Here is a 19,706-nt window from a genome sequence, read left to right as displayed (position 1 = left end):
TTTTAAAGATCTTTAATTGTGTACCTGGATTTTTTCATTGGTTTCAGGTACCCGCAATAAAACCGCTCCGCCAATAATAAATAAAATGACTAAGCTAAAAACACCTGCGTTTGTATTACCAGTAATTTGTGCAGTAAAACCAACTAAAGCAGGTCCTAGAATCGAGGCGAATTTATAAAAAATATTATAGAATCCAAAGAACTCGTTTGCATTTTCCTTAGGTACAAGCTTCGCGAAGTAAGAGCGGCTTAGAGCCTGAATTCCGCCTTGGGAGGAGCCGACAAGCATAGCTAAAATCCAGAAATCTAAGGTTGTTTTCATGAAATAAGCATAGATACAAATAATAATATAGATAAAAATACCAACTAATAACATTCTTTTTCCTGTAAATTTATCTGCGAGCTTTCCATACAACAACGCAAATGGGGCGGCAATTACTTGGGTAGCAAATAAAATGATTAATAGGTTAGTGGATGAAATACCAAGGTCAGTACCATAGGCAGTAGACATGGTAATAATGGTATGAACCCCATCAATGTAAAAGAAATAAGCAATAAGAAAAAGAAACAAAGGTTTATAGGCTTTAATTCGTTTAAGGGTTTGAAATACTTTTTTAAAGCTAGTTGAAATAGGTTTTGCCGCCCGCTCGACATAATAGACTTGCTCAACATTTTTTAACATTGGAATCGTGAAGGTACCCCACCAAATGGCTGTAATCGCAAAGGCTATTTGCGTGGAGACCGTAACAGACAAGGGAAGAATCTCCTGTTGAGATAAAATTATAAGTGCAATGCCAATGATAAAAGGTATGGTACTTCCGATATACCCCATCGCAAATCCGCGTGCAGAGATCTTATTCATTCGTTCTTCACTTGTAACATCTACCAGGAACGCGTCATAGAAAATATTGGCTCCCCCAAAACCAATAATGGTAACAATATAACAGACTAAGAGGATAAGCCATTGGTTACTGGGGACAACCGCCAGCATAGCTGTAAAGGCAATTCCAAGAATGACGAAAAAAGTGAATAATCTCTTTTTTAATCCCCTAAAATCACCTAGGGTTCCTAAAATGGGAGCGCAAATGGAGACAAGCAGTGTTCCAAAGGAATTCGCGTAACCCAAATACGCAGTAGAGGTAGATCCTGCAAGTCCTGCTCCATCCGCAGCTGCTTTAAAGTACAAGGGAAAAATAGCTGTTGTGATTAAAATCGAGTAAGCCGAATTTGCCCAATCGTAAAAAACCCAGCTTTTTTCTTGTTTCGTCATTCGATTCAAAGAGTTTTCCTCCTATTTAGTTTAAATTACACATTTGTCCTTTATAACTAGTTCCTAAATCATTTCTGTCTTTAACAAAATATATGCTGTGCCAACGCAAATTTTACAGTAACTGTTCAATTATTTTTCTCCCCTTTGGCTATTAAATGTTTCGTAAACGACTCATACTTAACCCCATGGAAAACTCTACCTGTACTTTAATTGTACAATAATTAAAGGGGATAATTGTTAATTTTTCAATAATTTTAACTCTATTGTAAAAGAATGTACTGTTTATTTTTGGGAAGTTGTAACGAGGTAGTAACTACCATAGTCTATTAGATTAGAGGTGGAGCAAAAAATGAAAAGAAAATCATTACTTATCTTGATTTTTGGAGTTTGTATATTATTTATGATGACTTCCTTTGTAATCCAGAGAAGAAAGAAGTCAGTAAAATAGTGGTGACAGGCACCACAGAAAGACACTGTCCACCCCAGGTGGACAGTGCGGATAGTAAAAAGCCGGTTTCGTAAAAACCGGCTTTTTGGTGTTATACTATGCTTTTTGTACTTCGACTAGCATGGTTTGGTGGGCGTTACCTTTTGCCAGGGGGGTTATCCTTTGGCTGGTGAGAACGTTTGCGCATCCTCCTGTATCTACACCGTTTTTATCGGGTTTATACCAGGCACCAGCCTGCATGGCCACCACACCTGGCATAATGCGAGTGGTGACTTCAGCTGGAATCATAATCGTTCCACGATAATTATAAATTTTAATTTTATCGCCTTTTTGAATGCCACGCTTCTCTCCTCTCGCCTATTTTTGTTAATAGGTTTTTATCGAGCATTGGATAGTGCCTCCTTCAAGGCAGGTATTAATTCATATTCTAATTCCAAGTACTCCGCTAAAAGCAGGGCGGCACCCTGGTATAATTCAAATGATGCTGAATTGCTCAATGTTTCACAAAAAATAGGGCACCATTTTAGAAGATGATTGGTTAAAAAGGAATATTGATCAGCTAATAGTTTATTCTGAGTATCAAGATTGTCGCTTTCGAGTGTTTTTTTGATAAGAACGTGGAGAAACTCTAATTCTATTACAATGTGATCGTCAGGCTCGTTTCCTTCACGGATGAAAGATAAACCATAATGATGGTAACACTCTCTAACCGTCAGGGTTACTTCTTCAAATAGGAGGTGTTCTTTATCTAAATAAACTGACTCCCAAAGAGGAGCGGGCAGCACATTTGGACCTACAAACAGCCGGTTATATTCTTCTTGCAATCGTTTCATGTATTCACCATTTTGTGTCAGAAGAGGCTGAATACCTTTTTGGATGGTCCTGCATGCATTGCTGATTTCACATAGAGATTGGAACTGCGGTTGATTCGATACTTCTAAAAAAGCATCCCTATCTGGCGGAAAATCAAAAACAAATCGAATCAATTGATTTAGATATAACCTGCTCTGTAAGAGGTGAGATTCATTAGTGATTTTGTTCTCATTTATAGACATAAAATCCCCTTTTCTACGTTCATATACCTAATAGTATCTGAAGAAAAAATCTGCGAAATGATATTTATAAAATGTTATACAAGGTTCACTACTTTTCTAACAAAATGTGGATTTTGATAATGATTATCCAGCAGTGCTAGACAGGTTTGTGTATACATTTTTCATTATATAGTCAGATGCCTTTCCCCTTTCTCACCCAATTGAATTTATTATAGTATGCAGTAAAAACTAAGGTCTTAAAAATAGACAAGCACTTGAACTGCCATATTCATAATTTTATCAAACTGCCAACTTTGTAAAGGAAGGAGGGAAAATATGTATAGTCAGAAGAATTTAGAACAATGGATGAAAAACATTAAAGTAACCAACTTGGTTAATGCTGATGTCGATGTAGTGAATAACACTCCCTTAGAGATGATGGGAAAAGGCCGACAAGGAGCGGTTTTTCAATTAACCAATGACATCTGTGTCAAGGTATTTGGTAATACCGAGGATTGTGACCGTGAATATTATGCTTTATCACTTGGACAGCAGACTTCTCTATTTCCAAAGCTCTATGGGAAAGGACCGCTCTATATCGTGATGGAGATTATCAGAGGGGTGGATTTACGCGAGTATTTACAATCGCAGCCATTAACAAATGCACTTTCGGAAAAATTAATTGAAATGTTAATTACGTTTAAGAAAATTGGATATGAGCGAATTGATCATCATAAGCGGCAGATTTACCTGCAGCCGGATGGAAGTTTGAAGGTCATTGATGTGGCGAGAACCATTTGGCGTGATCGTGTTTATCCATATCCGCGGAAATTATTGACATCCTTAGGGGAAGAAAATAAAGCCATTTTTATGGCTCATGTTCAAGAAATGGCACCGGAATTATATATGGAGTGGCTCCACTACATCCGTATGGAGGAAATTTCACGGCAAATTACTGCTTTACTTCTTCCACAGGAACCGGATAAAAAAACCATAAAAAATCTTAGTAATAGCCTGTTGACAACAGCGGATGAAAGTAATTATGTGAACCTACTGCAGGGTCTCGTTCATAAGGTTTTCAAGGAAGAATGGATCAAAACCATGCTTGCACGAGGGGTAAACACAGAAAAAGTCATGGCCAAAATAGATGAGCATTGGGACAAACTCGAACATGGCTTTGAGGAAAGGTACCCAGAAAGCGAAAGAGACTATGATGGTAAAAGGGGTTTCAAAGGGGAACGACATTCACGAGGTGATCGTGACCACAATAGGGGTAAAAGCTATGAGGGAGAAAAAGATAGACGCAGAAAAGGCGCAAAAGGTGGTAGAGGTAAACGCCGTCACTAAAATAAATTGTACCAATAGGGGCGCTTAAGAACCCAACAATTATCTGAGGAAGGAGCCCAATGAAACGAGGAGAAACGAAAATGAAAGTATTAGTAATTTGGCGTCTGCTCACAGTGGGCGGGGTGAATGCTGGCTGGCGCAACCGCTCGATTTATTTTAAAAAACATGGAATTGATACGGAGTTTTTGTACACGACAGATCACGGCGGGCTTCACATTATGGAGGATGTTGCTCCCGTTTATTTAACCAAGGATGAAAAGAAAATTATTAAAATTATTCAAGACAATCACTATGATGCCATTATTGTGGTTGACACAGGTGCTGCATTTAAATGGATTCGTAAAGCAAAATATAAAGGTCCAGTATTGGTGGAGGCACGTACACCAGAGCTGATAAAGTTAATTCCTCAATTAAAATCGTTTAGAGGGATACATCCAGAAACCATCATCGTTCCTTCTCACTATCAAAAGCGATTAGTATCGATAATAACCGATGAGATTCCGATTCATGTGATCTACAATGGGATTGATACTTCTTTTTACCGTGCTTTATCCTCTGAGGAAATAAATTTTGACCGTGACCCTATCCTGCCAAATGGTAAAAAGATTATCGGCTGGATTGGCAGATTAGACAAACGTAAAAACTGGCAAATGCTGATTGAAGTGGCTAAGCTCATGAAAGGTCAGAGGGATGATATAGAATTTTGGGTCATTGGCGGTGCTCAAAGTGTACAGCGCGAGGAGTTCGCCGCGAAATTGCAGGAGGAGAAGCTGACGGACATTGTCAAATGGTTTCCGGTTATACCTTATCACCATATGCCGCATGTTTATGCGAAAATTCGACAATCCGGCGGCTGTACACTGGCAACGACAAAGACGGAATCATTTGGGAATACCTTCATTGAATCAATGGTGTGTGGTGTCCCAGTGGTTGCTTCAAAAATGATGCCCGTTACAGAATTGGTTGTCCATGGTGAGCACGGATTGCTATTCCGTGGTCAAAATGTCGAAGATGCGGTCCAACAGCTTAATGAAATCGTTGATAACCCAGTCATCCATCAACAAATGTCAGAGGCAGCTATCGCACGTGTCCATGAAAAGTTTGCGATAGAAGTGGTTGCGGAACAATATGTCCATTTGTTGAAAAATATTGCCGGAAAAGACTCTGCTCACGATAGAGAGGGGAAATCCAATGATTCAGCCAGTGGCTTTTAAGGAAACACTTGCAGGAAAATCGAATGCACATTTGATAACTTTTGATGACGGGCGTGATTATGTCGTGAAGTACTTCCAGCCTGGATTTGAAAAAACGCTGGCAAATGAGTGGGTCGCCTATTGTCTAGCACGTTACCTCGGTCTGCCGATACCTTTTGCACGATTGGTAGAAATACCACAAGAGTTTTCCTCCAACTATCCCGAACTCTCTCAAATGACTCAAACACAGTTTCAGTTTGCTAGTCTTCACCTACCAGATTGTTTTGATGGGCATCAGGTTACCGAGGTTCCTGCTATTTCCAACGTGGAAAATCTCGCTGGCATTATTTTATTCGACTACTGGATGTGCAATCGAGATCGAACGAGGAAAAACATTGTGTTATGTGATGACACACCAAATTCATATCGGTTGTGGATTATCGACCATGCTGAAGTGTTTGCATCCTATAATTGGACTCTTGACGATATGGAATCGCTGCCTATCACGATACTAAAAAGCGGTACACATCAAATCATGGCATGTTTTATTGAGTATGAGCAGGATTTTTATGAGCAGCTAGAAATCATTCAAACCCTGCCTATTCATTTAATAGAAGAAATTGTGGCACTCATTCCGGAGGATTGGCAGGTTACGAGTGAAGAAAAAAAAGCGATTGTCAGTGCGCTGGTAACTCGTCGAAAAAGAATACTCAAAAAGTTGATGGAAAGGTTTCTTAAAAGGGTTTATCGGCCAATACATGCAAAAGAAAAATGACTCCCTTAGCTTCTTTTAAAAAGGGAGTTTTATTTTTAAGAAATGTACTTTCATGAATATAGATTACTAGGTTACTAACGTGACCGATGGTTGTCCATATGCATATAAAGGATTAAGGAGCTAAGGAAAGGAGGAAGCATATGAAAATCCGTAAAGCCATTATTCCAGCAGCAGGCCTCGGAACTCGATTTTTGCCAGCCACGAAAGCACAGCCAAAAGAAATGCTGCCGATTGTTGATAAACCGACCATTCAATATATTGTCGAAGAGGCCGTGGCTTCTGGTATTGAAGAAATTATCATCATTATCGGCAGAGGAAAAAGGTCCATTGAGGATCATTTTGACAAATCGTATGAGCTTGAAGACACTCTCTATAAAAAAAACAAACTTGAAATGTTAGCAGAAGTTCAAACGATTTCAAACTTAGTAAATATCGTTTATGTCCGTCAAAAAGAACCGCTTGGTTTGGGACATGCTATTCTTTGTGCGAAAAGCGTCATTGGCGATGAACCATTTGCGGTTTTACTGGGTGATGATATCGTGATGTCGGAAACGCCCTGCTTAAAGCAGGTCATCGATGTGTTCGAATATTATAATAGTTCAGTTGTAGCCGTTCAAACGGTATCGGATAACGATGTCAGCAAATATGGAATTATTAAGCCAAAGGGAGAGATGATTGAGTCGGACCTTTTCCATATTGATTCGCTGATTGAGAAACCCAGTATAGAGGAAGCCCCTTCAAGATTTGCGATTATGGGACGCTATGTCTTGAGTCCGAAGATTTTTGATATTTTAGAGAGAATTCCAATGGGACGAGGGGGAGAATTACAGCTGACAGACGCCATCAATGAACTGAATAAAGAACAAGCTGTTTTCGCCTATAATTTTAAGGGGAACCGCTATGATATTGGCGATAAAATTGGTTTTATTAAGGCCACAATCGATTTCGCTTTAAGCCGGGAAGATATCAGGGAAGCTGTATTAGACTATTTACAGGAAGTCAATATAAAAGAAAACCTCCAAACTAGTAAAAGAGAGACTGATTGAAATGAAGATTGCTATTTTAGGTACAGGCTATGTAGGGCTGTCAACCGGTGTTTGTTTATCCCAAATTGGCCACCAGGTCACATGCCTGGATATAAATGAACAAAAGATTGTTCAATTACGTAAGGGTATATCACCAATCTATGAACCAGGTCTAGATGACTTACTAACTATGAATATGGCAGCAGGAAAATTAAAATTTACAACCTCCCAACCTGAAGCGTTAGCTAACGCAGAAATTATTATTGTTGCGGTCGGAACGCCACAGGGTGATGATGGTGCAGCGGACCTTTCCTATCTGGTACAAGCTTCCAAAGATATTTCTTCGTATATAAACCACGATACAATCATTGTCATTAAGAGTACGGTACCTGTTGGAACAAATGATTTTATTAAAAAATTGATAGAAGACTATTGTGGGTTTCCAGTGAAAATGGTTTCAAATCCTGAATTTCTTAGACAGGGATCAGCGATAGATGATACGCTGAAGGCTGATAGGATCATAATTGGTTCTGAAAATGAAGAAGCTGCTAGTAAAATTCAAAAGATGTATCGTCCGTTAAATGTGGAAGTCATTATAACAAGTACAAAAAGTGCGGAAATGATAAAATATGCTTCGAATGCATTTCTAGCAACGAAGATTAGTTATATCAATGAAATTGCCAATTTATGCGAAGCCGTCGGGGCAGACGTGCAAGATGTAGCGCGCGGAATGGGTAAGGATAAGAGGATAGGAGAGGAGTTTCTGTATGCCGGAATCGGCTATGGTGGCTCATGTTTTCCAAAGGATGTCAAAGCCTTGCTGCATACCGCAGGTGTCAACGGGGTGAAATTTCCTTTATTAAAAGAGACCATAGCGATTAATGATTTCCAGCGCGAAGTATTAGTTGCGAAGGTATTAAAGAGGTTTGGAGGATTAAAAGGCAAAAAAATCGCCATGCTTGGACTAGCCTTTAAACCAGAAACAGATGATATGAGAGAAGCACCATCCATCCCTATTGCCGCTGCACTAACAAAATACGGGGCAGAAGTCGTCGCTTATGACCCTGTCGCAACGGATAATGCGAGAAAAATTATTGGAGATAGTATTAAATATGCTGGTTCCATTGACGAAGCGGTTCATGAAGCAGACGCTGTATTGATTGTGACTGAGTGGAAAGAAGTGAAAAGTATAGATGTAGCAGAGATGCTGGCGAAAATGAAAGAACCGATTATCTTTGATGGCAGAAATTGTTTTCCTGAAGAAACAATCCGGGCTTGTGGTTCGGTAGAGTACTATCCAATAGGAAAACCAGCCATCATCATTTAAATAAGAGGCATGATCTATGCGGTTAAGTCCAAAGGCAAAAATCATGCCTAAAGCTTTTTTCATTACAAGAAATCTTTGCTACAATAAAAAAGTGAGCAAATCAAAATACATAAGAAATACGGTGATTGTTATGGTTATTGAGCATGAGCAATTGGAGCGGAGTGGTTTGACTCGTTATGTACCTCCTAAAGGGGATTTTGAGGGTTTTCGTGATGAGGAGCATTATCGTGGAAAGTTGAAGGAGTGGGGGCTTTCGTCTGCAAAGGAGGCGAAGCGGGAGTTTTTGTTTAAGGAACGGAATTACCAGCGCGTGGTGACGATTAAGGGATACGAAACCTACGGAAAGTCAGATGAATTTAACACGCTTGTCATCGAGTTTCAGGATGGGAACTTGAGCTGTATTCATCCTGCTTTTCTGAAAGAAATGCAATCATCGAGTTTCGGCAGGGAGAGTATGCTGCAGGTTGAGGAGAAGGATTTTAGTACAACAGAACACGCGGCTGTTACTGAAATGAAGGAAGAAAAACAGGAAACAAAACCTGAACCTAAAAAAGCAAAGACAGCCAAACCTAAAAAGGAGAAAGAACCAAAAATCGAGCTTCCGGCAGATAAGGTACATTTTACTGCTAGTGTCAAACAGTTTGCGCTAACGTATAACCCATTTAATGAAGAAAATGATGAAGTGGTCGTCCTAGAAAATGTCCAAATTTTACAAGAGCCACCGATTGAGCTTGGTCTTGCTTGGTGCAGCCATAGTAAAACACTAAAGAAATTCGAATTGGCACCGGGAGATCTGCTTGAATTTGATGGGAAAGTGGCGAAAAAGAAACTGGCAAAAGGTAAGGATGTAGAAGAAGAATTTATAGTCGATACTGCCGTTTTGTATAAAGTCAACAATCCATCGAAAATTGTAAAAAGTTAGTGATTATAATACTCCTCAACAAGTGGCTTGCTTGTGTTTGCTGAGGAGTATTTCATTAATAAAGAGAATAATATCTACACAATTTTCATTACCTTTCCAAAAGGTGCCTTTGGAACAAATTCAGTCGGTACGAGCCAATACACCTCATAGGGGACTTGCATTTCTTCTGGTAAGAATCCTGTTAAATCTGTAATATAAAAAACGGTTTCGATTTTCTCTTCTTCAGCCCATTCCAACGCTAATGTATAAGAGGCTTTACCGTGTGTGTGATACTTTATTTCTGTTTCCTCCGTTATTGGATTCACCGTTCTAATTTTAAAATCCGCTTGAATTAAAATAGTTTCAGGAGTTAATTCTTTAAAAAATTTTACGACATTTGCGATTAATTCTACTTTTGTTTCATTTGTCGAGGTATCCACCATCACAGCAAGTCTCTTTTCTTGGCGGTCCTGAATAATCTTCAAAAGATTTTTGTGCCATTTCACCCAATCCATTCTCCTCTCGTTTGTAAGTCACAAAAATTATTATGCTCATAATGAACAGGGGCATTCGAATGAAATTATTGCATTTCATGAATAAGAAAATGAGATTAAAAAAACTTGTGGAATTTTTGATTGAAGGTATACTTTTATTATATTACTAGCAGTTTTTTTAGATTGGAGGAGAGTAAGTTGGAGGGAAAATGGCTAATTGCAGATCGTGACTTAAATGAACGTGAAGGATTAAAATGGCTGTTAAAATCTTCTTCCATCCCTGTGACAAGTATTCTATTAGCCTCCAATTATCAGGAATTTGTTGTTATTTTTGAAAAAGAGTCACCAGATATCGTCCTTTTAGAATTAGATATGGTTAGCAGGGAAAATTGGTCAAGCTTCAGAGAATTGATGCAGATTTATCAACCTATCCTGCTGTTAACGAGTGCAGAGGCTACCTTTGAAAAAGCACGCTTGGCAATCGACCTCCAGGCCCTAGATTTGATGATTAAACCATTTTCTGCAACAAAGGCAAAATCAGCTTATCAAAAAGCAGCCAGGGTTCTTGACAAAAAACATGATAATAATGGTTTTCCTCATGCTAATTTATTTAAAGACTTATCCTATGAAGCACTGTTTATTTCGCAGCCAGCTGTTTCAGATGATTATAAAATGGCAGCGTTTAAAATTGAAACGATAGCGAGTGTCGGAATCTTATATTCCTTTTTATCAGAATACCCTTTTAAGGATATACATGGTATTTTTCCTTTGAGCGATATTGTTGTCCTTTTGTTTAAGGAAAACTGTCAAAATAGCAAAGAACAGTGTCAGAAGGCGATGAGAAGGTGGGAGGAGGAATTCTCAGAACCCCTAGCGATTGTGGTCAGTGATGGAAAACTTGCCCATTTGAGCCTCCGTGAAAAATATATTGAAACGCGTAAAATGCTGGAGATTACCTATTACCGCGGCTATCGACAGATTGTTGACTTCGAGTACACCCCGGACTGGATACATATCGATCCTTTTTTAGCTCCTCCTGAACAAAGGGCTTGGATTGACATGCTGACAAATCATGATTTAGAAAGTATAAAAAAATGGTTATACAATGAATTTCTTCAATCGGAGGATCCTTTTCCTGATCCGGGTTTGGTAAGAATTAGGCTAACTAGCATTCTCGCACAAATAAGACGATTTATGAAAACTTACGATTTAGATGAACAGCAAACTTACGAACATGAATACCGTGATATCTTTCATTCGATTTTGTATGATAGTGTTCTCTATCGGTCCGTACAAAATTTAATCTTGTTTATTCAAAAAATATTTTTGGGTGCAGGTAAGAATCAGCAGTTGTATAAACAGGATCCCATTGAGCGCGGAATTTCCTATATTGAGTCAAATTTCACTAATGGTGAACTTAAACTTGAGGATGTGGCCAAGTATGTCAATCGCAATCCCTCCTATTTCAGTCATTTGCTGATGACAAAAACAGGAAGAAGCTTCACCGAGATACTGTCGGGAATAAGAATGAAAGAAGCTAAGCGTTTACTCTTAGAAACAAGTAAACCAGTAAAGGAAATAGCAATATTAGTTGGTTTTCAAAATCCAAATTACTTTAGCAGGATCTTTAAAGAATTAGTTGGATTGTCACCGAGAGAATTTCGAATGAATAGGGAATAAGTGATAAGACTCAGACTTAGAGTCTTATTTTTTTTCTAAAAAAATCACCCTTTTCTAAAAATAATATTGTTTTAGGCTAAAAAAAAGCTAATCATATAGATAAATAGTTTAGATTTTCTAATGATTGATTTGTATTTTTCAGAAGATTTTATTTTTATAATGAAGGGGTAGAAAAAGTATTTAAGGGAGTGAGAATATTGGAAACAAATACAGCAAAATCACGAGTAATCAAAAATTATAAAGGAACAGAATTACATGCAAAGGGCTGGATTCAAGAAGCTGCACTTCGTATGCTTATGAACAACCTTGATCAAGAGGTGGCAGAACGTCCAGAGGATTTAGTCGTTTATGGCGGAATTGGTAAGGCAGCTCGTAATTGGGAGTCGTATGATGCCATTGTAAAATCGTTGCTTGAATTAGAAAGTGATGAAACTCTGTTAATTCAGTCCGGGAAACCAGTTGCTGTATTTAAATCTCATAAGGACGCACCTCGTGTATTGCTTGCAAACTCCAATTTAGTTCCAGCCTGGGCAAACTGGGAGCATTTCCATGAGCTTGATAAAAAAGGTTTAATGATGTATGGACAAATGACTGCTGGAAGCTGGATTTATATTGGAACACAAGGAATTGTCCAAGGAACCTATGAAACGTTTGCAGAGCTTGCACGACAAGAATTCAACGGTTCCTTAAAACATACGATTACATTAACTGCCGGTCTAGGCGGCATGGGTGGGGCTCAGCCGTTAGCAGTAACGATGAATGATGGTGTGTGCATGGCGATTGATGTCGATGAAACAAGAATTGACCGCCGAATTGAAACCGCTTACCTAGATGTGAAAACCAGCGATTTAGAAGAGGCTATTAATCTTGCAATGGAGGCAAAGAGAGCTGGAAAAGCACTTTCGATTGGGCTTATTGGTAACGCAGCGGTGATTTTACCGATTATGATTGAAAAAGGTTTTAACCCAGATGTGTTGACAGACCAAACGTCTGCTCATGATCCTTTAAATGGTTATGTTCCAGTTGGATACAGCTTAGCAGAAGCCGCTGAACTTAGAAAAGAAGACCCTTCTAAATATGTAAAACTATCAAAGCAAAGCATGGCAATTCATGTAAAGGCTATGTTGAATATGCAGGAAAAATGCGCTATTACATTTGACTATGGTAATAACATTCGTCAGGTGGCAAAGGACGAGGGGGTAGAAAATGCGTTTGATTTTCCAGGCTTTGTACCAGCCTATATCCGCCCATTATTCTGTGAAGGAAAAGGGCCATTCCGCTGGGCAGCATTGTCTGGAGATCCTGAGGATATTCGAAAAATTGATGAAGTGCTCCTTCGTGAATTTAAGGATGATGAGCACCTTTGTAAATGGGTAAGAATGGCACAGGAAAAAATCAGCTTCCAAGGGCTTCCCGCTCGTATTTGCTGGCTTGGATATGGGGATCGTGCCCGCTTAGGAAAAATCATTAATGACCTGGTTGCGTCAGGTGAAGTATCTGCGCCGATTGTTATTGGCCGTGACCACTTAGATGCAGGCTCTGTTGCATCTCCTAACCGTGAAACAGAAGGAATGAAGGATGGCAGTGACGCCGTTTCTGACTGGCCAATTCTCAATGCCATGATCAATGCAGTTGGCGGTGCGAGCTGGGTTTCCCTTCACCATGGCGGCGGAGTAGGAATGGGTTATTCTCAGCATTCCGGTATGGTAATTGTAGCAGATGGTACAAAGGATGCAGAAGTCCGTTTACAACGTGTACTAACAACAGATCCTGGTATGGGCGTTGTCCGTCATGCCGATGCAGGTTATGAACTTGCGATTAAAACAGCAAAGGAAAAAGGCATCAAAATGCCAATGCTGAATAAAGACTAAGAGGTGATATGGTTGGGTAAGCCAATTTTTATAAGAAATGCTTCTCAGCTCGTGACATTACAGGGGAGTTCACAGGCTCCCCTCGTAAAGGAAGCGATGTCTGAGCTTGGTGTTATTGAAAATGGCAGTGTTTGGATTGAGAACGGTGTCATATGTGCAGTAGGAAAAGATGAGGTACTTTTTGAAAAATATGAAACCCGTCTTGATGAAGCGGAGATAGTGGATGCGAGTGGAAAGCTTGTAACACCAGGACTAGTAGACCCCCATACCCATCTTGTTTTTGCTGGAAGCAGGGAAAATGAATTTAATATGAGGCTGCAAGGAGCCACTTACATGGAAATCATGAATAGCGGCGGTGGGATTCACGCAACAACTAAAAGAACTAAATCAGCCTCCCATGAAGAGCTTTTTGAAGAAAGCTTTGAACGCTTAAATCAATTCCTGCGTCATGGCGTGACAACGGTTGAAGCGAAAAGTGGTTATGGGATGGAGTGGGAAACGGAACTTAAACAGCTTGAAGTGGCGAAAATGCTAAATGAAAAGCATGTCATCGATGTGGTTCCTACCTTTATGGGCGCCCACGCCGTACCAAAAGAGTATAAAGAGAATCCTGAGCAATTTGTGGAGCATCTCATTAATGAAATGATACCAAAGGTAGCGGAGCTGGGTTTAGCAGAATTCAATGATGTTTTTTGTGAGCATGGCGTTTTTACCCCTGAGCAATCAAAGCGAATTCTTGATGCAGGTAAGACTCACGGACTGATTCCGAAAATCCATGCTGACGAAATTGAACCATATGAAGGGGCAGAACTAGCCGCAGAGGTTGGGGCGATTTCTGCAGACCATTTATTGAAGGCATCTGAGAAAGGCATTAAAGCGATGGCCGAAAAAGGTGTAGTCGGTGTGTTACTACCGGGGACAGCTTACTTTTTAATGGCTGAGTCAGCGAATGGCAGAAAAATGATTGATTTAGGTGTACCCGTTGCATTGTCGACCGACTGTAACCCCGGTTCGTCACCAACCGTGTCGCTGCCATTCATAATGAATCTTGGCTGCTTGAAAATGGGAATGACGCCAGCTGAGGTTATTACCGCTGCAACAATCAATGCTGCACATGCAATCAATCGAGGTCGAGAAATTGGCAGTTTAGAGGTTGGGAAAAAGGCAGACATTACAATTTTAAATGTGGATAATTTTATGAAGCTTCAATACTCTTACGGAGTGAATCACACACATACTGTGGTGAAAAATGGAAAGGTAGTTGTCAGGGGAGGTCAATTAATTGAAGAGCTTTCTCTATCCAACCATTAATCCACCAAGCTTTACGTGGGTGAGGCCTGAGAGCGGGAAAGGTTCTAAGGTTCATGAATGGATTCAGCCGATTACTGCTTCAACTGATCCTGAAGAGAGCAAGAACGCCGAGGTGGTGGTTCTCGGTGTTCCATTGTCCCGTTCATCGATTAGTGCTTCAGGAGCATCTGAATTTCCTGAGGCCTTTAGACGCTCGTGGCGGAGCTTTACTACTTATAATCTAGAAGATGATGTCGATTTGTCAGAAATGACTGTACTTGACGCCGGAGATGTTCCGATGCATGTGACGGATATTGGTAAATGTCATGATAACATCATTCAGGCATCTGCATTGGTGCATAGCCATTTTCAAAGTTCGAAGGTGTGTGGTATTGGTGGTGACCATTCGATCACAGCAATGATGGTGAAGGGATTGCACGAGGCAAAGCCTACTGAAAAGATTGGGATCTTACAATTTGATACCCATTTTGATTTAAGAGATATGTCAGATAATGGTCCTTCCAATGGAACTCCCATGCGCAATTTAATAGAGAGCGGTGTGGTGGAAGGCAGCAATATGTACAACATTGGTCTGCATGGATTTTTTAATACGAAGGATTTAAAACAGTATGCTGATGAAAAAGGAGTCAACTATTTCACTCTTCGTGAAACAAGAAAGAAGGGCATCGAGGCAACTGTGTTACAGTGCTTAGAGGAATTATCTTCAAAGGTTGACACCATCTACTTAACCGTAGATATGGATGTTCTGGATATTGCCTATGCTCCAGGGGTACCGGCCTCAACGCCGGGGGGCATGACAACAGAAGAATTGTTAGAAGGAGTACTAGTAGCAGGAAAGCACCCAAAAGTAAAAGCAATGGACATCGTCTGCCTAGATCCATTTAAAGACACACTCGTCCAGCAAACAGTCAAACTAGGAACACACGTATTCCTAACTTTCCTAACGGGAGTCATGCTTCGACAAGGTGCTAGCATATAGATAGCGGTTGATATCGAATAGATAGCTACGGTGACAGGCACCACAAAAAGACATTTCATCCAATTTGTCCACCTCAGGTGGACAAATTGGATGAAATTAGGAAGGTAAATTATACTAGGGGGATGGGTATGGGTGCACCGAATATTAAGATAAAGGTTGAACCAAATGCTAAACAAATTTATTCTACTAGAAATATTCTGAAATTTGTGATTTATAGTTTAATAGGAAGTTTTATGTTTTTTATTCCTATTTCCTTAAATAATGTTTCGTCAATTCCTATTGATCATATGGTAACGTGGATTAAACAAAGTTTCCCTTCTTTCGTCTCTGTTTATGCTTTTATTGTTATTTTATTAGGGGCTGTTTATCCTTTTATTTCAAAAACATGGAATAAGGACAAGGTCACGATGGTCTTTTCTATCTTAAAAGTCCTAGGATTTCTTGTTTCCATTCTAATATTTTTTAAGGTAGGACCTGCATGGTTGATGGCTCCAAATATGGGCCCATTCCTTTTTGAAAAGTTAGTTGTATCTGTAGGTCTAGTTGTTCCAATAGGTTCTTTATTTTTAGGGCTCCTTATCGGATACGGCTTACTAGAATTTATCGGGGTACTAATGCAGCCGATCATGAGACCGATATGGAAAACACCTGGACGTTCAGCTGTAGATTTGGTAGCTGATTTAGTAGGTGGTTACTCTCTTGGATTATTAATGACCAACCGCCTTTATAAAGAAGGAAAATACACGGCAAAGGAAGCGGCGATTATCGCAACGGGGTTTTCAACCGTTTCAGCAACATTTATGATTGTGGTAGCGAAAACTCTCGGTATTATGCATCTATGGGGTTTGTATTTTTGGGTCTCATTAGTGATCACGTATGTAGTTACCGCACTTACCGCAAGACTTTGGCCACTAAATAAAATGAGCGAAGTGTATATTTCGGATAAAGCAGACCCAGAAGTAGTGATTAAGGAAAAGTTTTTGCAGCATGCATGGAAACATGCAATGGAAGGGGCGAACAATTCCTTAAGTCTTGGGAAGAATTTATGGGAAAACCTACGAGATGGGTTTATTATGACCATGGGTATTCTACCGTCCATTTTATCTGTCGGACTTATTGGTTTAGTTTTGGCTGAATATACACCTGTATTTGATATACTAGGCTATATTTTTTATCCATTTACTTGGGCTTTACAAATTCCAGAACCCTTCCTTGCAGCAAAAGCTTCTGCAGTTGGAATTGCTGAGATGTTCCTGCCTGCGCTACTCGTAGTCGATGCACCTTTAATAACAAAGTTTATCATCGCAACGGTTGCCATTTCATCCATTCTATTCTTTTCGGCATCTATTCCTAGTATCCTTTCAACTGAAATACCGATAAGTATTCCAAAGTTAATCGTAATTTGGTTTGAACGGACAGTTTTAACATTAATTTTAGTAACGCCAATTGCTTTCTTGTTCCTTTAATTGAAAGATTAACAGAGCCAAAAGAAAAAACTGTTCCTTTTATAAGAGAACAGTTTTTTTCTTTTGGAAGTTGATGGCTGATGAACTTCCTTTTAATTGGCTATGAATTCTGACTGACAAATGAAGGTATAATAACAAAAGCAGGTCTAATATAATCCATAAAGTGATTCTGCAAACCTCCTTTATCCTGAAATGTACTTAATAAAATGATTATTGAGGTGAATAGATAATGCCAATGCTGGATGTGAACGGTGCTAGCCTGTATTATAATGTAAAAGGAAATGGAACCTCTATCGTTTGTATCCATCCACCTTTACTTACAAGTGAGAATTTTAGATACCAAATGGATGAACTATCTCATGATTTTAAAGTGATTTCCTTTGATATAAGAGGGCATGGAAGAAGCCAGTATTCAACTAAACCAATTACGTATCCATTAATTGTGGAAGATATTAAACATTTATTAGATCATTTAGGGATAGAAAAAGCTTACTTATGCGGATATTCGACAGGAGCTTCTATTGCCTTAGAATTTATGCTGACTTATTCCGACAGAGCCTTTGGAAGCATTTTAGTAAGTGGAATGTCGGAAGTGAGTGATTTTTATATGAAGAAAAGGATTTCTTTAGCTGTTAAACTTGCAAATCCTAGGACATTTTCTTTTCTGGCACATACTATAACATGGGGAAATTCCGATACTAAAGAGACCTTTAGAAAATTGTACAATGAAGCAGTTAAAGGTAATGCACAAAATATTAAACAATATTACCAATATAGTTTGAAATTTAATTGTACGAATCAGCTAGAAAATATTGAACTTCCAATATTATTGGTCTATGGTAAGAAAGATAAATCATTTCATCGCTATGCCAATTTATTAAGAGAAAAATTGCCATGTAATGAATTAAAGTTCCTTTCTAAAGAAAAACATCAGATACCTACAAAAGCAGCGCGAGAATTAAACCAATTGATTTTCGATTTTGTCCAACTACCTAACGAGAAAAAAGCTAAGAAACTAAATTTATCTTAAGGAAATGAAACGATTGTAGGTATGGATAACTCTTGTAATAAAGGGGTCCCAAATGCCTGAAGTAAACTTAACACTTATAGCAACTATACTGCCTATCAATGCGCTGCCTATAATATCAGAGGGATAATGCTGTCCCATCCAAATACGAGATATACCTGATAAGAACGCTAATACGGACAGGATGTAACCTAATATGCGCTTGTAAAGAAGGACTGAAATGGCAACCGAAAAAGCTATAGTCGTGTGTTTACTAGGAAAGGTAGAATCTTTGTTTGAAGGCACTGGTGCTAATAGATTTACCCTGTTCCTTGAAAATGGACGAGGTTTGAAGTAAATCAATTTAATCAAACTTGTGATCAGTAATGTAATGATGGCAGAAATTCCAGCAAGTGATGTGATTCTTTTATGAAATTTATCTTGAAGCCACATAATTACCAACAAAAACGCAAATACATATCGGAGTTTCTTAGAAACCATGATCATAAAAATATCAACAGAACGGTACTTACCAGTGAATTGATTTAATGCTCTAAATATTTTGTCGTCCATGATAATGCCTCCTTAAATTGTGCTGACAATATTTTTTCCATAATACAATTAAATATGTAAGCGGTTTCTTTTTTTGAAAATTCGGGAAATTATTGTGTATTTCTTGGGAAAGCGCAAGAACAGACATTTCTTGAACTATGGTGCCGATTATTGTTGTCGTAATAAAGGTGGAAAAAATCGATTTTCATGGATACCGCCAAGAAGAATAGAGTGTTTTTCGAAAATAGAGAGGAATAAGTATGAAAATTGTCGTAATTTCGGATACGCATCTTCCAAAAAGAAAAAAAGGATTGCCAACTAGGTTATTAGCAGAATTAAAGGATGTCGAACTCATCATACATGCGGGAGACTGGCAGACAATTGATGTCTATCATGAGCTTCAGTCGTATGCAAGAGTTGAAGGTGTCTATGGAAATGTGGATGATCTAGAATTACTTGGATTATTGCCTTCAAAAAAAATTATAAAAGCGGGCGGTTTTACCATTGGTATTACCCATGGACATGGTAAGGGAAAAACAACTGAAAAACGTGCCATCGCAGCATTTGAAGAGGAGAAAGTTGATTGTATTATCTATGGGCATTCTCATATCCCTGTAAAGAGGTTTGAAGGGGACATATTAATTTTCAACCCAGGTTCGCCAACAGACAAAAGAAGACAAAAGTTCTTTTCTTTTGGAGTTATCCACTTAAGTGATAAAATAATAGCAGAACATATATTTTTTTAATGAAGATTAGCAAAGGGTGGAAGGAGAGAAAACATTGGCAAAAGGAGTCATCGTCTATACCACAAATGACTGTATTGAGTGCACAATGGTAAAAAAAGTCCTTACTGAGGAAGGTATACCTTTTGAGGTGAGGGATATTTCAACAAACGCAGACTATCAAACAGAAGTCGAGAAGTATGGCTTTTTAGGTGTCCCGGTAACCGTTTTAGGAAATAAAGCAGTAAAAGGCTTTACCAATGAATTAAAAGAAATTATGGAAATAGCAAAAAAGAGCTAAATTTG

At 38.9% G+C, this 19,706-nt stretch carries 19 protein-coding genes; 14 read left to right on the top strand and 5 right to left on the bottom strand.

Annotation, left to right across the window (positions count from 1 at the left end; genetic code table 11):
- Window positions 1-12 precede the first annotated feature (12 nt).
- From J2Y03_RS12695 to J2Y03_RS12685, 3 genes are all read right to left on the bottom strand, one after another.
- Window positions 13-1,269: an MFS transporter gene (locus J2Y03_RS12695; RefSeq protein WP_396954209.1), complete on the bottom strand. Its 1,257-nt coding sequence runs from the start codon at window positions 1,267-1,269 to the stop codon at window positions 13-15.
- Between the two features lie 544 nt (window positions 1,270-1,813).
- A complete protein-coding gene (locus J2Y03_RS28935; protein ID WP_396954201.1) occupies window positions 1,814-2,005 on the bottom strand; it encodes a molybdopterin dinucleotide binding domain-containing protein in 192 nt (63 codons plus the stop codon).
- An 89-nt stretch (window positions 2,006-2,094) separates the two neighbouring features.
- Window positions 2,095-2,703 carry a TorD/DmsD family molecular chaperone gene (locus J2Y03_RS12685; protein WP_310194621.1) on the bottom strand — a complete coding sequence of 203 codons (609 nt, stop codon included), beginning with the start codon at window positions 2,701-2,703 and terminating at the stop codon, window positions 2,095-2,097.
- Window positions 2,704-3,087: 384 nt separating this feature from the next.
- On the opposite strand from J2Y03_RS12685, the gene J2Y03_RS12680 reads away from it, so the two are divergent.
- The 6 genes from J2Y03_RS12680 to J2Y03_RS12655 all read left to right on the top strand — a co-directional run bounded on the left by J2Y03_RS12680 (window position 3,088) and on the right by J2Y03_RS12655 (window position 9,340).
- The gene (locus J2Y03_RS12680; protein WP_310194618.1) at window positions 3,088-4,098 is read left to right on the top strand and encodes a protein kinase family protein; all 1,011 of its coding nucleotides are present in this window, start codon (window positions 3,088-3,090) and stop codon (window positions 4,096-4,098) included.
- A gap of 80 nt (window positions 4,099-4,178) precedes the next feature.
- Window positions 4,179-5,312: a glycosyltransferase family 4 protein gene (locus tag J2Y03_RS12675; protein WP_310194616.1), complete on the top strand. Its 1,134-nt coding sequence runs from the start codon at window positions 4,179-4,181 to the stop codon at window positions 5,310-5,312.
- Entirely contained in the window at window positions 5,290-6,066 is a 777-nt protein-coding gene (locus tag J2Y03_RS12670; RefSeq protein ID WP_310194615.1) for a HipA family kinase, read from the top strand. Before J2Y03_RS12675 ends, J2Y03_RS12670 begins: the two co-directional genes overlap by 23 nt.
- A 140-nt stretch (window positions 6,067-6,206) precedes the next feature.
- A complete protein-coding gene (gene galU / locus J2Y03_RS12665) occupies window positions 6,207-7,112 on the top strand; it encodes a UTP--glucose-1-phosphate uridylyltransferase GalU (RefSeq protein ID WP_310194612.1) in 906 nt (301 codons plus the stop codon).
- Window position 7,113: 1 nt separating this feature from the next.
- On the top strand, window positions 7,114-8,418 hold the full coding sequence (locus tag J2Y03_RS12660) for a UDP-glucose dehydrogenase family protein (RefSeq protein WP_310194609.1): 1,305 nt from the start codon (window positions 7,114-7,116) through the stop codon (window positions 8,416-8,418).
- 130 nt (window positions 8,419-8,548) lie between these two features.
- Entirely contained in the window at window positions 8,549-9,340 is a 792-nt protein-coding gene (locus J2Y03_RS12655; protein WP_396954208.1) for a hypothetical protein, read from the top strand.
- A gap of 74 nt (window positions 9,341-9,414) precedes the next feature.
- Here the strand turns inward: J2Y03_RS12655 and J2Y03_RS12650 are convergent, their stop codons facing one another.
- The gene (locus tag J2Y03_RS12650; RefSeq protein ID WP_132095682.1) at window positions 9,415-9,825 is read right to left on the bottom strand and encodes a VWA-like domain-containing protein; all 411 of its coding nucleotides are present in this window, start codon (window positions 9,823-9,825) and stop codon (window positions 9,415-9,417) included.
- A gap of 186 nt (window positions 9,826-10,011) precedes the next feature.
- Here J2Y03_RS12650 and J2Y03_RS12645 point away from each other — a divergent pair, with 186 nt between their 5' ends.
- The 6 genes from J2Y03_RS12645 to J2Y03_RS12620 all read left to right on the top strand — a co-directional run bounded on the left by J2Y03_RS12645 (window position 10,012) and on the right by J2Y03_RS12620 (window position 18,150).
- Window positions 10,012-11,493 (top strand): helix-turn-helix domain-containing protein, encoded by a 1,482-nt coding sequence (locus J2Y03_RS12645; protein ID WP_310194604.1) that lies wholly within the window; start codon window positions 10,012-10,014, stop codon window positions 11,491-11,493.
- Window positions 11,494-11,690: 197 nt separating this feature from the next.
- Window positions 11,691-13,364 (top strand): urocanate hydratase, encoded by a 1,674-nt coding sequence (hutU, locus tag J2Y03_RS12640; RefSeq protein WP_310194602.1) that lies wholly within the window; start codon window positions 11,691-11,693, stop codon window positions 13,362-13,364.
- A 12-nt stretch (window positions 13,365-13,376) separates the two neighbouring features.
- Window positions 13,377-14,675 (top strand): imidazolonepropionase, encoded by a 1,299-nt coding sequence (gene hutI / locus J2Y03_RS12635; protein WP_310194601.1) that lies wholly within the window; start codon window positions 13,377-13,379, stop codon window positions 14,673-14,675.
- Window positions 14,647-15,654: an agmatinase family protein gene (locus tag J2Y03_RS12630; protein ID WP_310194600.1), complete on the top strand. Its 1,008-nt coding sequence runs from the start codon at window positions 14,647-14,649 to the stop codon at window positions 15,652-15,654. The genes hutI and J2Y03_RS12630 overlap by 29 nt, the downstream gene beginning before the upstream one ends.
- A gap of 128 nt (window positions 15,655-15,782) precedes the next feature.
- Complete coding sequence (locus tag J2Y03_RS12625; RefSeq protein ID WP_310194599.1) at window positions 15,783-17,120, top strand: YjiH family protein; 1,338 nt, start codon at window positions 15,783-15,785, stop codon at window positions 17,118-17,120.
- A gap of 229 nt (window positions 17,121-17,349) precedes the next feature.
- Window positions 17,350-18,150 (top strand): alpha/beta fold hydrolase, encoded by an 801-nt coding sequence (locus J2Y03_RS12620; RefSeq protein ID WP_310194596.1) that lies wholly within the window; start codon window positions 17,350-17,352, stop codon window positions 18,148-18,150.
- On the opposite strand, the gene J2Y03_RS12615 is transcribed toward J2Y03_RS12620, so the two are convergent.
- Window positions 18,142-18,699, bottom strand: a complete 558-nt coding sequence (locus J2Y03_RS12615; RefSeq protein WP_310194594.1) for an undecaprenyl-diphosphatase — start codon at window positions 18,697-18,699, stop codon at window positions 18,142-18,144. The genes J2Y03_RS12620 and J2Y03_RS12615 overlap by 9 nt on opposite strands.
- 239 nt (window positions 18,700-18,938) lie before the next feature.
- On the opposite strand from J2Y03_RS12615, the gene J2Y03_RS12610 reads away from it, so the two are divergent.
- Together J2Y03_RS12610 and J2Y03_RS12605 are read left to right on the top strand one after the other, a co-directional pair.
- The gene (locus tag J2Y03_RS12610) at window positions 18,939-19,424 is read left to right on the top strand and encodes a metallophosphoesterase family protein (protein WP_310194591.1); all 486 of its coding nucleotides are present in this window, start codon (window positions 18,939-18,941) and stop codon (window positions 19,422-19,424) included.
- Window positions 19,425-19,458: 34 nt separating this feature from the next.
- Window positions 19,459-19,701 (top strand): glutaredoxin family protein, encoded by a 243-nt coding sequence (locus J2Y03_RS12605; RefSeq protein WP_132095700.1) that lies wholly within the window; start codon window positions 19,459-19,461, stop codon window positions 19,699-19,701.
- The last annotated feature ends 5 nt before the right edge of the window (window positions 19,702-19,706 follow it).

This window comes from Neobacillus niacini, from assembly GCF_031457145.1.
In the GTDB taxonomy this organism is placed as follows: domain Bacteria; phylum Bacillota; class Bacilli; order Bacillales; family Cytobacillaceae; genus Neobacillus; species Neobacillus niacini_J.
The sequence above is the reverse complement of the archived record's forward strand: the minus strand, read 5'-3'. Positions and strand labels throughout refer to the sequence as shown.